This window comes from Bifidobacterium miconisargentati (genome assembly GCF_019331675.1).
GTDB lineage: Bacteria > Actinomycetota > Actinomycetes > Actinomycetales > Bifidobacteriaceae > Bifidobacterium > Bifidobacterium miconisargentati.
This window is the reverse complement of the sequence record NZ_JAHBBJ010000005.1, coordinates 25884-41366: the sequence shown is the minus strand read 5'-3', so window position 1 is coordinate 41366 and position 15483 is coordinate 25884. Positions and strand designations below refer to the sequence as shown.

Below are 15483 nucleotides of genomic sequence, written 5' to 3'. Positions count from 1 at the left end.
GAATCGGGCTGACGGCCTTTATACGTCAGGCGCTAATCAGCGGATGATCACCGCATCAGGTCACTGAACCTGGGCGCGGGCGATCTTGCCGGTGAAGGAGTTGGCCTCGTCGGCATCCTTGACGCCGTCCTTGTTCCAGGAGAACATGGCGCGCAGCTTCGGGCCGACGGTCTCGATGCGCTCGTTGGAGTACTTCTCCTGCAGCTCCTTGAAGTGCGGGGCGCCGGCATCCTGGTCGTCGATGAACTCCTTGGCGAAGGAGCCGTCCTGGATGCGCTGCAGGTGGTATTCCATGCGCTTGCGGCAGTCCTCGTTGATGACGGTGTTGGTGTAGTCGCCGTACTGGGCGGTGTCGGAGCAGGACCAACGGGCCTTGTTCAGACCACCCTCGTTCATCAGGTCGACGAGCATCTTGAGCTCGTGGCAGACCTCGAAGTAGGCGATCTCCGGCTGGTAGCCGGCGTCGGTGAGGACCTCGAAGCCCATCTCGACGAGCTTGTTCACGCCGCCCATGAGCACGTTCTGCTCGCCGAAGAGATCGGTCTCGGTCTCTTCCTTGAAGGTGGTCTTGATGGCGCCGGCGCGCAGGGCGCCGAGAGCCTTGGCGTAGGCCAGGGTCAGGGCCCAGCCATCACCGCGCGGATCCTGCTCGACGGCCACGACGACCGGGACGCCACGGCCGGCGGCGTACTCACGACGCACGATGTGGCCCGGGCCCTTCGGGGCAACCATGAACACCGGGTGATCCTCGGACGGCTTGATGTAGCCGTAGTGGATGTTGAAGCCGTGGGCGAAGGCGACAGCGGCACCCGGCTTGATGTTGGGCTCGATGTCGTTGGCCCAGATGGTGCGCTGGTACTGGTCGGGGGCCAGAATCATGATGACGTCGGCCTCAGCGGCGGCCTCCGGCACGGACTTGACCTCGAGGCCCTGCTCCTTGGCGAACTCGACGGACTTGGAAGTCGGACGCAGACCGACAACCACGTCCACACCGGAATCGCGCAGGTTCAGCGCGTGGGCGTGGCCCTGGGAACCATAGCCGATGATGGCAACCTTCTTGCCATCGAGGACGGAAAGATCGGCATCGTTGTCGTACCAGATCTGTGCAGCCATGTAAGCACTCCTTGTACTACTTGCGTACCGGCGTCAATGGGGTTTGCCGGCACACGGTGTTGTGGTGGTTGCGCGTATGCAGTGGTTATGCATGATGCGCGTTTGGGTGGGCGCCCGGATTCCCGGGCGGGCTCAAGCGTGGCGGGATTGTGTCCCGCAAACTGGTGTCCATCCTACCGAGAACGGGGGCGTCGCTTGCCCTCCGTCCAAAACGTGAGCTGGGTTACAAAACGGTTTTGGACAATTGCTCGGCATGTGGGATTGCGGGAATGCTTGACTGACGGCAATGGTGCGGCCGTCTGTTTCCCGGCTCCCCTCAGCCAGCTTCGCTGCCAGCTCCCCTCAGAGAGGGGAGCCAAAAAGCAAAGGCCGCCGCTTCCGAATGAACGGGAGCGGCGACCTTATACGTCAGGCGCTAATCAGCGGATGGTCACTGAACCTGGGTACGAGCGATCTTGCCGTTGAAGGACTCGGCCTCGTCCTGATCCTTGGCCGGGCCGTTGTTCCAAGAGAACATGGCGCGCAGCTTCGGGCCGACGGTCTCGAGGTGCGGGTGAGAGTACTCTTCCTGCAGCTTCTTGAACTTCGGGGCGCCAGCGGCCTGATCGTCCATGAACTCCTTGGCGAAGGAGCCGTCCTGGATGCGCTTGAGCTGGTACTGCATGCGCTTCTTGGTCTCCTCGGTGATGACCGTGGAGGTGTAGTCGCCGTACTGGGCGGTGTCGGAGCAGGACCAACGGGCCTTGTTCAGACCACCCTCGTTGGCGAGGTCGACCAGCATCTTCAGCTCGTGGAACACCTCGAAGTAGGCGATCTCCGGCTGGTAGCCGGCCTCGGTCAGCACGTCGAAGCCCATGTCGCACAGGTGGTTGATGCCGCCCATGAGGACGTCCTGCTCGCCGAACAGATCGGTCTCGGTCTCCTCGGTGAAGGTGGTCTTGATGGCGCCGGCGCGCAGAGCGCCCAGAGCCTTGGCGTAAGCCAGGCACAGCGGCCAGGTCTTGCCATCCGGATCCTGCTCGACGGCGACCACGACCGGGACGCCACGGCCGGCGGCGTACTCACGACGCACGATGTGGCCCGGGCCCTTCGGGGCAACCATGAACACCGGGTGATCCTCGGACGGCTTGATGTAGCCGTAGTGGATGTTGAAGCCGTGAGCGAAGGCCAGGGCGGCACCCGGCTTCAGGTTCGGCTCGACGTCCTCCTTGTAGACCTTGGCCTGGTACTGATCAGGCAGCAGGATCATCACGACGTCAGCTTCGGCGACGGCTTCCGGCACGGACTTGACCTCGAGGCCCTGCTCCTTGGCGAACTCGACGGACTTGGAAGTCGGACGCAGACCGACAACCACGTCCACACCGGAGTCACGCAGGTTCAGCGCGTGGGCGTGGCCCTGAGAACCGTAGCCCAGGATGGCGACCTTCTTGCCATCGAACACGGACAGATCGGCGTCCTTCTCGTACCAGATAGTTGCTGCCATTTTTGGCGCTCCTTTATATCTATTGTTTATTTATGGGGTGAGTATTAATGCGTTCCGCTGATGCGGAAAATTCTTGGTTTTTCCTTGTGGGCTTTTCCGATATGCAGGTTTAGTCCTGTCGTTTCGGAAAAGCCCTCAGGGGGTTCACTCTGTGAACTTGAGTTTTTTCACGTTGTGAACCGGGGATTTTTGAGTTATGAGATGTGGAGGTTCTGGCTCCCCTCTCTGAGAGGAGCTGTCGCGAAACCAAAGGACTGCCGTGGACTTTACTTCGTAAAGTCCACATCCTTGGTTTCACGGCAGGTGAGCACGGAGACCAGGCAGCACACGGCCATCACGCCGAGGTAGAGGCCCACGGAGTGGACGCCCCAGTTGTGGGACAGCCAGGTGGCGATGGTCGGCACGAAGGCGGCGCCCACGATGGCGGCGAGGTTGTAGCCGATGCCGGAGCCGGAGTAACGCACGTTGGCGTCGAACAGCTCGGGCAGGAAGGCGCCGATCGGGCCGAAGGCGACGCCCATCAGCGCGAAGCCGATGCACAGGAAGGCCATGTTGGCGGCGAAGTTCTTCTGGCCCACGAGCTGGCCGTCCAGCAGGAACGGGAACAGCACGGCGAACACCACGAGCGCGCAGGAGGAGAAGGTCAGCACGCGACGGCGGCCGATCTTGTCCGCGTACAGGCAGGACAGCACGATGAACAGGGCGAACACGCAGATGGAGATCATGAGCATGAGCAGGTACTCCTGGTTGGTGAAGCCCAGGTTGCCGCCGCCGTTCGCGACGTCCTTGGTGCCCCAGGCGAGGGACCAGGTGGCCAGCGTGTAGAACAGCGTGTAGGTCACGGCCACGAGGAAGGTGGCCTGCAGCACCTGACGCCAGGACTTGCGGAAGACCTCGGTGAGCGGGGACTTGACGACCTTCTTCTGCTCCTGGGCCATGCGGAAGATCGGGGTCTCCTCCATGTGGACGCGGACCACGAGGCCCACGATCACCAGCACCGCGGACAGCAGGAACGGCACGCGCCAGCCCCAGGCCAGCATGGCGTCCTGATCATTGAAGGACTCGAGCACGAAGTAGGTGCCGTTGGACAGGAAGAAGCCGATCGGGGCGCCCAGCTCCGGGAAGGAGCCATACAGGGCGCGCTTGTTCTCCGGGGCGTTCTCGGTGGCCACCAGCGCGGCGCCGGACCACTCACCGCCCAGGCCGATGCCCTGGACGAAGCGCAGCAGGCACAGGATGGCGACGGCGAACACGCCGGCCTGGTCGTAGGTGGGCAGGCAGCCGATGAGGAAGGTGCCGACGCCCATGGTCATCAGCGAGACGACCAGCGTGGTCTTGCGGCCCATGCGGTCGCCGAAGTGGCCGAAGACCAGCGAGCCGAGCGGGCGGGCGATGAACGCGATGGCGAAGGTCAGCAGGCTCATCAGCAGGGCGACGGTCGGATTGGCCTTGTCGGAGAAGAAGATGTGCGGGAAGTAGTTCGCCGCGGCGGTGCCGTAGGCGTAGAAATCGTAGAATTCGATGGCGGTGCCGACCATCGAGGCGGCGATCACGGTCTTGACCGAGTCGCGCACCATGGCGGCGGCCTTGCCCGCCGCCTGGTTCAGTCCAGTCTCTTCGACTGCTGCAGTCATGAGTTGCTCCTGTAACTCTCCATCACTCTCTCGTACGGGCCTTACCGCGCCCTGGGGTGACTGCGAGATTCGTTTCTTGGGAATTGGTTCTTGGATTATGTACCGCATGCTCTCCGCTGCCGTACCGCGCTGCGGAGATTTGCCTTCATGCCTTGTGAGCGCAACAAAAAAGCCCCGCATCGCGCAGGGCCTGACCGATTGTGTCGGTATTGATTGGCCCTGCCTTCGTTGACGGGGCCTCAAGCATTGGTTGCCGTTAGTCCGCCAGCGAAGACGGGCTAATAATTCGTGCGGAATCAAACGCAGAAGCATTGAATCCAGTCATCGCGTGGCCTCCTTTCGGTGTTCCTCGGGTCCGTTCGACCCGAACTGGAATGAGACAATAAGCGCGGCCCGCGGCCCAAACCAGCAGGGGTTCACTATGTGGACGCAGGGTCTTGACAGATGGAGCGACTATCGCGTGGTCTCGCCGGGGATGAAGCCGACCGGCACGACCTGCTCTTCGATGACGGATTCGTCGCCGGCATCGTCCGTCCTGGACACACGCGACGGCTTGCCTCCGGCCGTGTCCTCGGCGGCGATCTGATCGTCCATGCGATTGGCGAGCGCGGCGGCGAGCGCCGGGAAGTCCTGACGGACGGCGGTCAGTCGCTTGCCCGCGATTTCGGTGATGAGCGTGCCGTCGTAGGCGATGATCTGCAGGTCGCGCGGCACGTTGATGCCGCGGCGGCAGGCCTCCTGCAAGGCCATGGCGGCCACCACGTCCGCACCGACGATGGCGTCGACGCCGGAGTACCGCTCGAAGATGTTGCGGGCGACGGCTTCGTGTGCGGTCACGTCCGTGACGGAGCCGGCCTCCACGTAGTCGCAGGCGATGCCGGCCTCGGAAAGCATGCGCTCGACGGTGAGGTGGTAGCGCACGGTGGGGAAGGTGGTGCCGTCGGCGAACTGGGTGCGCGGGCCGCCGGCGAGCACCACATGGCGCGCGCCCGTGCGGATGAGGTGCTGCGCGACGAGCCGGCCACCCTGTTCGTGGTCGGAGTGGACGGTGGGCACGCCGGCGCCGAGGAAGCGGTCGAAGGCCACGATCGGGCGGCGGATGGCGGTCCAGAAGTCGGCGGGGTGCTCGGTGTGGGCGGCCATGATGATGCCGTCCATCATGTGACGCTGGAGCATGCCCACGTATTCGCTTTCTCCGGTGTCCGCATCGGCGGTGGAGCACAGCAGGGTCTTCAGGCCGCGGGAGGCGAATTCGCGCTGCAGGGCGGCGGTGAGCGTGGCGAAGAACGGGTGGGCGATGGTCGGCATGATGACGCCGACGGTGTTGGTGCGGTTGTGGTAGAGGTTGCGGGCCAGCTCGTTGGGGATGTAGTTGAGCTTGCGCATGGCCGCCTCGACCTTGGAACGCATGTCGTCCGAGACGTATCCGGTGTTGTTGACCACCAGCGAGACGGTGCTCAGGGATACTCCGGCCTGCTTGGCCACGTCGCGCATACCGACCATGTTCGTTCCTCCCCGGTGAGTCGTTGGACCGTCGGGCCGCCTGCCGCGCACATCACGGCCCATGTTGGAATACAGTGTACTCGAACCGGTTTGACAGCGTTTCGCCCCACGCGAAGCAAATATCGCGCGGGGCGAAGGCGGACCGGACCGGCCGTTTTCGGGAACTACCGGACACTCTCAGTCGGCGGCGTTGGCGGAGACCAGCGTCACGGTGCCGGCGAGCAGCACCAGCACGATGCCCGCGGGGAAGAGCAGGTAGTAGCCGAAGCTGGACGCGAAGGCGTTGACCAGGATGGCGCCCACGATGGCGGCGAGCGCCAGGCCCGCGGAGTTGGCGAGCGCGTAGACGCCGAGGTCATGGCCGGCGGTGCGCGGGTCGGGCAGGGAATCCATCACGAGCTCCAGCCCGAGCGCGTCGTAGAGGCCGAACGCGAATCCGGAGATGAGCGCGAAGGCGATCAGGCCGTTCTCACGCGCGGTGCCGGTGGACCAGACGCCCAGCCCCCAGGCGAGCGCCAGGCCGAGCGCGTACAGCACGCAGGAGGAGGCCACCACGGTGGCGGTGGCGATGCCCTTCTCCTCGATCTTCTCGGAGATCGGGCCCGCGGCCCAGGATGCGAGCGCGGCGCCCACGAGCGTGGCCACGGCCATCGCCATGATGAGGAATCCGGCCGGGATGGTCAGCGGCGCGGATGTGAACCGCACGGCCTTGCCGTAGACCCAGAAGCGCACGAGGTACCACAGGAACACGCCGGTCATGCCCACGCCGGCCATCATCAGGGTGCGGGCGGCGAACGCGCGGGCGAAGGCGGGCGCGTGGGCCGGGAACTTCAGCTGGCCGAACACCGCGGCGCCGTCCATGCGCACGTGCGGCTGTTCGGTGCTGGACGGCTCCTTGGGCAGGATCAGGACCGTGAGGATGCCGGAGAGCGCGAAGATCACGGCGAGCGTGGTGAAGGCGGAGTCGGAGCCGAACATCACGCCGAACGCGCCGAGGCACAGGCCGATCGCCTGGGCCAGCATCACGCCGATGCCATGCCAGCGTTCGATGCGCGGGCGGAACTTGTCCGGCACACGTTCGCTGATGGCGCTGGCCAGCGGCACGGACAGCATGGCGTACGCGAACTGCATCACCGCCCAGAAGATGCCCATGACCACGATGCTGGTGTCCTGTCCCAGAATCAGCGTGTTGAGCGCGCACAGCAGACCGCCGGCGGCCATCCACGGAGTGCGGCGGCCGAACGGCACGCGCGTGCGGTCGGACAGGGCGGAGACCAGCGGCATGGAGAACATGGCGGCCACCACGCCGACCACCACCAGCACGGCGAGCGGCATGGCCAGGTCCGTGGCCACGGGCAGCGGCCGGCCGGTGGCGGGGTTGAGGGTGATCGCAGTGGGCAGCGAGGTGTCGTAGCCCATCATGCGGGCCGCCATGTTCGGCACGGCGATGGAGTTGAGCGCCACCCAGGGGGCGCCCACAAGCATGGAGGCCACGAAGAAGCCCCAGTTGAGGCGGGAGACGCGGCGGGCGTCCGGCTTCTCGCCGTTGGCGGCGACCATCGGGTCGCGCATGTCCAGATAGGCGGAGGACATGTCCGGCGCGGGGGCGTCCACGCTGGCGGCCGCGGCCACGGCGGCCGACGTGGCGGAGGAGGCGAGGCGGACGGCTTGGGCCTCGGGCTGGTCGGCGGACGGTTCGGGCGGACGGCGGCGGTCCTTGATGGCCAGTCGGGCCACGGCGGCCTTGTCTTCCGGGCTCAGCGCCTTGTCGAGATCCGGGCGGTCGTCAATGCCCGGGCGCACGTACGGTTCCAACATGATTCGCTCTTTCCCTTGTGCTCTGTTCTGTGCTCTCCGGCTGCCGCGCCCTCACGCTTGCGGCAAGGCTCACGGCAACGCAAAACCGCCCGCGCGCACTGGCTTCAGTGCACTGCGGGCGGTTTGCTTTCCATCAGCCCAGTCTACGCTGGGCCGAATACTTGGCGGGCTTTCAATCCGTTGCGGACGGGCCCTGCGGACGGACTACTTGATGCCGCGGATCTGCATGATGAGGAAGGCGGCGATGAGCACCACCACGATGCAGACCGGGAACACCAGGCCGTAGTTGCCGCCGGTGGCCATGACCACGCCGGAGGTGAGCAGGGAGCCGAGCACGGTGGACAGGGTGTTGGCCATGTTGAGCACGCCCAGATCCTTGCCGGCCTCCTTCGGGTTCGGCAGGATGGACACGTTCAGGGCCTGGTCGATGGCGTTGTAGACGCCGTAGCCGAAGCCGGCGATGGCGGCGAACAGGTACATGCCCCAGGCGTTGTGGAAGATCCAAGGCATGGCGGCACCGATGGCGAACAGCACGCTGGCGCCGGCGACCGGGATCTTACGCATGCCGAGCTTGTCGGAGATCGGGCCGGAGACCAGGGCGGCGATCAGGGAGACGATCATGGTGATCACGGACATGGTGGCGATCACGCCGGCGGCCGCGGTCTTGAGCTGCTCGGCGTCGTAGCCGGAGTCGGAGAAGGTGTAGTACTTGACCACGTAGAGCAGGTAGCCGTTGATCATCTGGTAGCCGGCGACCATCATCATGCGGCCGAAGAGGGCGTAGTAGAAGTTGCGGGCGCCCTTGCCGTGCGGCGGAATGAAGGCGCGCAGCACCATGCCCAGGCTCACCGGCTCGCGCTCCTCGTCCACGTTGGAGGGTTCGCGCGGCCAGATGCCGACCACGATGATGCCCACGAGGGCGAAGCCGAGCGCGCCCACGGCGAAGCCGAGGTCGATGTTGCTGATGAGCAGGGAGCCCACCAGGGAGCCAGCGGTCTGGCCGAGCACGCCGCCGGCGCCCATGAAGGAGGAGACGGAGCCACGGAACTTGTCCGGCACGCGGTCGGACAGGGTGGCCACGAACGGGGCGTTCATCCAGTTGTAGAACAGCTGCATGCCGCACCACAGCAGCAGGATGAGCGGCAGGGAACGGGTGACGAGCAAGCCGGCCACGCAGGCGCCGCACAGGATGCCGCCGCTGATGATCCACAGCGTGCGCTTGCCCCACTTGGAGCGGGTGAGATTGGAGAAGGTGCCGAAGATGATGTTGGCGAACAACGCCACCACGGAACCGACCGAGTTGATGGTGCCGATGAAGGCCTCGCGCTGGCCGGGGGCGATCTGGTCCACGAGCTGCGGCACGAGGATGGAGGACAGCGAGACCCAGACGATGCCGGTGATGATCAGGCTGATGGTGAAGCCGGCGCCGAGGCGCACGACATCCAGCACGGAGGGGCGGCGGCCGTAGCTGTCAAGCTCGGCCTTGTCCACGGCGGGGGCCGCGGCTGCCGATGCGATTGTTGATTCCATGGTTCACTTCCCTGTGAGAATCGATTGGCGGATTTGGGGGTGACGTTTGCGTTGGGCGGTCGTCAGTCGCGACTGGAAGCCGACGACGAGGCTGCGCCTGGGGATTCCGGGCCGAAGAACCATACGGTGTTCCTCATGGACAACTTCTGCGTTGACTTATGTCGTTCTCATCGAACCGGTTCGATAATAGCATGACGTCAATCGATTGACGTAATCCGTCGGCGTGTCCTGCGAGACCCCCGGCCATGTCCGGTCGGAGGTCTCGCTCATCGGTCGCGGACGGGGGTGTCAGAAGCGGACGATCGGCGGATCGTTCAGCAGGTCGACGCTCTCGTGATCACCGGCGGCGTCGGTCCAGCTGAGGCTGGCGACCGGGGTCTCATTGTCCGCGCCGAGTCCGCGGCCGGGCTCGAAGGTGAGGGCGGCGCGGGTTTCGCCGTCCGCAGCGGTCCAACGGAAGGTGATGGACGTGTCGCCGTCGGCCTCGTAGGCGAATTCGCCGTCGAACGCGGGCAGTTCGTTGCGGAAGCGGCACAGGGCGTTCAGCGCCTTGACCACCGGGCGGGTCAGATTCTCGTCGATTTCGGCGGTGGAGTAGTAGTGGCGGTTGATGTCGCGGCCGTTGTTGGTGCGGCGCAGCAGATCCATGTCGTTGCCGCCGGCGAGGGCGCCCACGTAGTAGACCTGCGGCACGCCGGGCAGGAAGAACTGGACGGCGCGGGCGGCCAGGTAGTGCTGGTCGTTGCGGCCGAGCGCGGAGTAGTAGGTGGAATTGACCTGGTAGAGATCGAGGTTGGACGCGGCGGCGCCGGTGGCGGCCTGGGACTCGCCGTGGGTGTTGGCGTGGATGGTGTTGACCAGGTTGTCCACGTCCTCGTCCGGCACGAGGCCCTTGAGGCTGCGGTCGAGCTGGTCGGAGCCGATGTCGATGACGCCGATGCCGTCGTGCGTGTCGAGCACGGTGACGGCGTTGTTCGGGCGGATCTCGGTCCAGTGGGCCACCGGCTCGACGTGACCGGTGAACAGGGAGTGCAGGAGCAGCGGCGGCAGGGCGAAGTCGTAGACGCGGTCCACCTTGGAGGCGATCTCCACCTGCTTCTTGTAGTACGAATGCACCTCGATGAGGATTTCAAGACCGCGCTTGACGCCCTCCTCGCGCAGGCGGGAGATGAGCTTGAAGGTCTTCGGGGTCATGAAGCAGCTGGTGCCGGCCTCCTTGGCGCCGTAGCCCACGGCGTCGAGACGGATGTAGCTGACATGGCTGGCGGCCATCTGGTCGAAGATGGACATGAGGTATTCCCAGCCCTTGTCCGAGTCGGTGTCGATGTCCACCTGCTGCGGGGTGAAGCTGACCCACACCAGACGGGTCTTGCCGGCGAACTTGTAGTGGGTGAACGGCAGGCCCGGACGCGGGCGGTAGATGCCGGCCAGGTCCTCCTCGGTGGCGCCGTTCGGGAAGACGGAGCTCATGGTCAGGAACATCGGGTAGTACTCGGATTCCTCGCCCTTGGCGAGCACGTCCTGGAACTGGGCGGATTCCCAGCTCATGTGATTGACGATGGCGTCGACCATGATGTCGTGGGTCTTGGAGAGCTCGGCCACATCGTCCCAGGAGCCGAGGCGCGGGTCGACCTTGGTATGGTCGATGGGGTCGAAGCCGGCGTCCGCACCGTCGAACGGGGTGAAGAACGGCAGGACGTGCACGCCGTCGTAGACGCCGTCGAATCGGGTGCGCAGGATGTCGGTCATGCTTGCGATGGTGCCGTCGCCGAGGCGATCCGCGTAGGTGATGAGTTGGACTTTGTTCTTCACGGCAACTCCTGTGTTGTGTTGTTGGCGACGCCTCGCCGGACGAGAACGGTGTCCCGCGGGGTGCGTCTTGCGTATCGAACCGGTTCGATGGTAGCGGCGGTGGCGTTCTCGGTCGAGCCGACCGGCGTGTCGAACCGGTTCGACACCAACGTACGGAAAAGCCCCGCCAGTGGACGGGGCTTGTGTTTGGGCCGTTCGGCGGGGCTGGTCGGCCGGTCGAATCGCACGGGACTATCAGTCAGGCGACTGGCGATCAGTCGGTGGGGACCTTACCTTCCTGGGTGTGGTCGAACTGCGGCACGTTCTTGCCGTCGAACACGTACACGCCGATGTTCGCGGAGCTCGGGTCGTTGTTCTTGTTGAACGGGCCGATGCCGGTCAGGCCCTTGTACTTGATGTCCTTGCCGGACTTGAGCAACGCCACGCAGTCCTTGTAGGTGGTGCATTCCTCGCCGCCGTTCGCGCCGGAGACCGCGGCCATGTTCTTCTGGATGGTCGCGCCGTCGGCGGAGCCGCCCTTCTGCGCGGCCAGCGCGGCCAGGATGATGCCGTCATAGGTTTCGGCGCCGTAGGTGAAGGTGGTGATGTCCTTGCCGTAGGCCTTGACGAGCTTCTTCTGGAAGTCATCGGAGGCCATCACACCGGGGATGGTGCCCTTGGAACCCTCAAGCAGGCCGGCATCCAGATCCTTGGAGTAGTCGGCGGTGTTGCCGTCCACGAAGTAGAGCTTGTGCATGTCCACGCCCTGGGAGGCGAGCTCCTTGAGCAGCGGCTTGGTCTGGTCGAAGGCCACGATGGCGATGGCGTCCGGGTTGGAGGCCTTGATGGCGGTGACGATCGAGGAGAAGTTGGTTTCGGTCGGGTCGAAGGCGTCGTCCGCGCCGTACACCACGTTCACGCCCGCGCCTTCGGCGGTCTTGACGATGGTGTCACGCAGGCCGGTGCCGTACTCGTCGTTGAACACCGCCACGGCGAGGTTCTTCACGCCGTCCTGGGCGATGACCTGGCCGAGCACGGCGCCCTGCACGGAATCCGGCGGCACGGTGCGGAAGAAGTACGGGCTCAGGCCGGAGAAGTCGGAGCTCGTGGCGCCCATGGACAGCATCGGCACGTTCGCTGAGGTGATGGTCTTGTACACGTTCTTGACCACCGCGCTGGAGGCCGGGCCGATCACGAAGGACGGGTTCTTGCTCATCACGGACTGGGTGGCCGAGGAGTTCTGGTCGGCGTGGTCGGCGTCCGAGGTATCGGCGTCCGTGGTGGTCACGTCCTTGCCCAGCACGCCGCCGGCCGCGTTGATGTCGGCGACGGCCAGTTTCTCGGCCGCGAGTTCCGGCGGGGCCAGATAGGCCAGCGAACCGGTTTCGGGCCACAGGCCGCCGAGCACGAAGGTGTCGGTCTTCTTGGCCGAGGCAGTGCTGGAATCGGCGGCGCCGGTGGAGCCGGAGCCGCAGCCGGCGAGCGCCATAATGGCGGCGGCGATGGCCGCCGTGGCCGTGATCATGTACTTCTTGGTATTCAACATTTGAATCACCACTTCCTCTCAAGCCCTTGCGGGCAATGGTGCCGATGCGAGCGGTTGATCGCCCGAATCTTGGCTTTGAGCCTAAGCGGGTGTTGATTCGCGCAGATTGTTCGCATGTAACCGTCTGATGAAGTCCGAAAACTGTTGGAAACATGCGGTTTTCAGCCATTTTCGGGCATGCTCGCGCCCTGATTGAGGGGAGCCAGAACAACGACCGCCCTTCTGTAAGAAGGACGGTGACGTGTGCGGCCTCTAGGCGCACCGAGGGAAGGCGTACGAAGGTACGTCGACCGAGGAGCAACGACGAGGACGCTCCGTCACCGGCCTTCCTCTTCCACTTCTTCTTCTAGGTTGCCCAAATACAGGGATATGACCTTCGGGTCTTCGAGCAGGTCGCGCCCGCGGCCGGAGTAGGCGTTGCGGCCCTGGTCGAGCACGTAGCCGCGGTCGCAGATCTGCAGGCAACGGCGGGCGTTCTGTTCGACGATGATCACGGAGACGCCGGCCTTGTTGACCTGGCGCACGCGGATGAAGGTCTCGTCCTGGAGCATCGGGGAAAGACCGGCGGACGGCTCGTCGAGGAGCAGGACGGACGGGTTCATCATCAAAGCGCGGGCCATGGCCACCATCTGGCGTTCGCCGCCGGACAGGGAGCCGGCGAGCTGGTCCTTGCGGGTCTCCAGCTTGGGGAAGATGGAGCAGACGTAGTCGAACCGTTCGTTGAACTTCTTGGGGGCCTGGTAGGCACCCATGTGCAGGTTCTCGGCGATGGTCAGGGAGGGGAAGACGTTCTCGGTTTGGGGCACGAAGCCCACGCCGAGGGAGACGAGCTTGTCCGCCCTGAGGTTGGTGATGTCCTTGCCTTTGAAGACGAGCTTGCCGGAGTGGATGCGGACCAATCCGAACAGGGACTTGAGCAGCGTGGACTTGCCGGCGCCGTTCGGGCCGATGATGCCCACGATCTCGCCCTCGTGCAGGGTGAGCGAGGCGCCGTTGAGGATGTTCACGCCGGGCAGATAGCCGGCCACGAGGTCCACGGCGTCCAGCAGGGGCTCGCCTTCCGGTTCGCCGACGTGGATTTCGGAGCGCGGGCGGGTGTCGGCGGTTGCAGTGGTTTCGATGTCAGTCATCGTTGCTCCTCGCTTTCCTTGAGGCCCAGCACGGAGTCGTCGCCGAGGTCGATGTTGGCGTTGGCGCCGAGGTAGGCGTCGATCACGGCCGGATCCTCCATCACGGACTTGGGCTGGCCTTCGGCCACGATCCTGCCTTCGGCCATCACGGTGACCCAGTCGGCGATGTGACGGACCATGTTGATGTCGTGCTCCACGAACAGCACCGTGGTGCCTTCCTCGCGCAGCGACATGATGTGCTCGAGCAGCGACTGTTTCAGCGCCGGGTTCACGCCGGCCATCGGCTCGTCGAGCATGACCAGCTGCGGATCGCTCATGAGCGCACGGGCCATTTCGAGGAGCTTGCGCTGGCCGCCGGACAGCGAGCCGGCGAAGTCGTCCTTCTTCTTGATGAGCAGGAAGCGTTCGAGCAGGGCCTCGGCCTTCTCGGTGTTCGCCTTCTCCTGCTTGCGCCACAGGCCGGGGATCAGCGAGCGGAACATGCCCTCGCCGGGCTGCACGGGGGCACCCAGGAGCATGTTGTCGAGCACGGTCAGGCGGCTCATCACCTTGGTGAGCTGGAAGGTGCGGACCATGCCCATGCGGGCCACCTTCTCGGGCTGCACGTGGGCCATGTCGTGCCCGTCGAAGCGCCAGTCGCCGGTGTTCGGGGTGTCGAATCCGGTCATCAGGTTGAAGAACGTGGTCTTGCCGGCGCCGTTCGGGCCGATGAGCGCGGTGATGCCGTGGCGTTCGATCTCGAAGTGCTTGACGTCCACGGCGGTCATGCCGCCGAACTTGCGGGTCACGTTGTTGGCCACGAGGATGGGGTCCGGCTTGTGCACGCCGGGCGTGTGCTCCACGAATTCGAGGTCCGCGGAGACCTTGTCGCGGTAGGCGGTGGAGATCAGCTTCTCGCCTTCCGGGGCCTTGGTGGCCCACTTGGCGAGGTCTTGGAATGGCTTTGACTCAGGCATTGAACGCCAGCTCCTTTCGGTCTCCCAGGAGGCCCTGCGGTCTGAATATCACCAGGCACATGAGCGCCACGCCCACGATCACCCAGCCGAGCGCCTCGACCTGATTGGAGGAGATGAGCGTGTCCGGGATGGCGCCGCGCATGATCTCCTTGACGAACGTCAGCAGCACCCACAGCAGGCAGGATCCCAGGATCGGCCCGAAGATGGTGGCCGCGCCGCCCAGCAGCAGGATGGTCCAGGTGTAGAACGTGACCGCGCGGCCCAGCGAATCGGGTTGCACGGAGCGCGGCAGCACGAAGATGATGCCGCCGAACGCGCCGAAGATGCCGCCCAGGATCAGCGCCTGCATCTTGTATGTGGTCACGTTCTTGCCGAGCGAGCGGATGGCGTTCTCGTCCTCGCGGATGCCCTTGAGCACACGGCCCCACGGCGAGTGGAACCAGCGCCAGCACAGCAGCGCGGCGATGGCCACGAGCACCCAGGCCACCAGTCGCAGCCACCAGGAGTTCGCGATGTTGTTGTTGTACGTCCACAGCAGGAAGGTGGTGGAGCCGTTGGGCAACGGCGACGTGCCCTCGAACTGGGTGGTGAAGTCCTGCGGGGAGATGCCGGCCGAGCCGCCGGTGATCTTGGTCATGGCCGTGGACCGCCCGATGATGCGGATAATCTCGGCGGCCGCCAGCGTGACCATGGCCAGGTAGTCGGGGCCGAGCTTCAGGGTCGGGATGCCCAGCAGCAGCGCGTAGATCACGGCGAGCGCCACGGCCGCGCACACGGAGGCGAACAGGTTCGCGCCCATGGACTGGGTGATGGCGAAGCCGTATGCGCCCAGTAGCATGAATCCGGCCTGGCCCATGTTCATGAGTCCCGTCATACCGAAGTGGATGTTCAGGCCGATGGCGGCCAGCACGTACGCCGCCGTGGTCGGGGCGATGAGTTCGCCCAGCGTATTGGAGATGATGGTAAGGAAATCCATGGC

The 15483-nt window shown here is 65.0% G+C and carries 11 protein-coding genes; all 11 read right to left on the bottom strand.

Annotated features, from left to right (window positions below; all coding sequences use genetic code 11):
- Positions 1-60: 60 nt before the first annotated feature.
- On the bottom strand, positions 61-1113 hold the full coding sequence (ilvC, locus tag KIH81_RS04245) for a ketol-acid reductoisomerase (RefSeq protein WP_214304225.1): 1053 nt from the start codon (positions 1111-1113) through the stop codon (positions 61-63).
- Positions 1114-1543: 430 nt separating this feature from the next.
- Positions 1544-2596 (bottom strand): ketol-acid reductoisomerase, encoded by a 1053-nt coding sequence (ilvC, locus tag KIH81_RS04240; protein ID WP_101625426.1) that lies wholly within the window; start codon positions 2594-2596, stop codon positions 1544-1546.
- Positions 2597-2862: 266 nt separating this feature from the next.
- A complete protein-coding gene (locus KIH81_RS04235) occupies positions 2863-4230 on the bottom strand; it encodes an MFS transporter (protein WP_214304224.1) in 1368 nt (455 codons plus the stop codon).
- Between the two features lie 453 nt (positions 4231-4683).
- On the bottom strand, positions 4684-5733 hold the full coding sequence (locus KIH81_RS04230; RefSeq protein WP_214304223.1) for a LacI family DNA-binding transcriptional regulator: 1050 nt from the start codon (positions 5731-5733) through the stop codon (positions 4684-4686).
- A gap of 177 nt (positions 5734-5910) precedes the next feature.
- Complete coding sequence (locus KIH81_RS04225; RefSeq protein ID WP_214304222.1) at positions 5911-7551, bottom strand: MFS transporter; 1641 nt, start codon at positions 7549-7551, stop codon at positions 5911-5913.
- Positions 7552-7755: 204 nt separating this feature from the next.
- Positions 7756-9081: an MFS transporter gene (locus KIH81_RS04220; RefSeq protein ID WP_214304221.1), complete on the bottom strand. Its 1326-nt coding sequence runs from the start codon at positions 9079-9081 to the stop codon at positions 7756-7758.
- Between the two features lie 288 nt (positions 9082-9369).
- On the bottom strand, positions 9370-10893 hold the full coding sequence (gene gtfA / locus KIH81_RS04215) for a sucrose phosphorylase (RefSeq protein WP_214304220.1): 1524 nt from the start codon (positions 10891-10893) through the stop codon (positions 9370-9372).
- 253 nt (positions 10894-11146) lie between these two features.
- Complete coding sequence (locus KIH81_RS04210; protein ID WP_236029266.1) at positions 11147-12418, bottom strand: ABC transporter substrate-binding protein; 1272 nt, start codon at positions 12416-12418, stop codon at positions 11147-11149.
- A 317-nt stretch (positions 12419-12735) separates the two neighbouring features.
- The gene (locus KIH81_RS04205) at positions 12736-13548 is read right to left on the bottom strand and encodes an ABC transporter ATP-binding protein (RefSeq protein ID WP_214304219.1); all 813 of its coding nucleotides are present in this window, start codon (positions 13546-13548) and stop codon (positions 12736-12738) included.
- Positions 13545-14504, bottom strand: a complete 960-nt coding sequence (locus KIH81_RS04200; protein ID WP_214304218.1) for an ABC transporter ATP-binding protein — start codon at positions 14502-14504, stop codon at positions 13545-13547. The genes KIH81_RS04205 and KIH81_RS04200 overlap by 4 nt, the downstream gene beginning before the upstream one ends.
- Positions 14497-15480: a branched-chain amino acid ABC transporter permease gene (locus tag KIH81_RS04195; RefSeq protein ID WP_214304217.1), complete on the bottom strand. Its 984-nt coding sequence runs from the start codon at positions 15478-15480 to the stop codon at positions 14497-14499. The genes KIH81_RS04200 and KIH81_RS04195 overlap by 8 nt, the downstream gene beginning before the upstream one ends.
- Between the last annotated feature and the right edge of the window lie 3 nt (positions 15481-15483).

Bases quoted from the DNA above. Each gene is read 5' to 3' on its own strand.
- KIH81_RS04225 (WP_214304222.1), bottom strand. From the start codon at position 7,551: ATGTTGGAACCGTACGTGCGCCCGGGCATTGACGACCGCCCGGATCTC.
- KIH81_RS04210 (WP_236029266.1), bottom strand. From the start codon at position 12,418: ATGTTGAATACCAAGAAGTACATGATCACGGCCACGGCGGCCATCGCC.
- KIH81_RS04230 (WP_214304223.1), bottom strand. From the start codon at position 5,733: ATGGTCGGTATGCGCGACGTGGCCAAGCAGGCCGGAGTATCCCTGAGC.
- ilvC (WP_101625426.1), bottom strand. From the start codon at position 2,596: ATGGCAGCAACTATCTGGTACGAGAAGGACGCCGATCTGTCCGTGTTC.
- KIH81_RS04195 (WP_214304217.1), bottom strand. From the start codon at position 15,480: ATGGATTTCCTTACCATCATCTCCAATACGCTGGGCGAACTCATCGCC.
- ilvC (WP_214304225.1), bottom strand. From the start codon at position 1,113: ATGGCTGCACAGATCTGGTACGACAACGATGCCGATCTTTCCGTCCTC.
- KIH81_RS04200 (WP_214304218.1), bottom strand. From the start codon at position 14,504: ATGCCTGAGTCAAAGCCATTCCAAGACCTCGCCAAGTGGGCCACCAAG.
- KIH81_RS04220 (WP_214304221.1), bottom strand. From the start codon at position 9,081: ATGGAATCAACAATCGCATCGGCAGCCGCGGCCCCCGCCGTGGACAAG.
- KIH81_RS04235 (WP_214304224.1), bottom strand. From the start codon at position 4,230: ATGACTGCAGCAGTCGAAGAGACTGGACTGAACCAGGCGGCGGGCAAG.
- KIH81_RS04205 (WP_214304219.1), bottom strand. From the start codon at position 13,548: ATGACTGACATCGAAACCACTGCAACCGCCGACACCCGCCCGCGCTCC.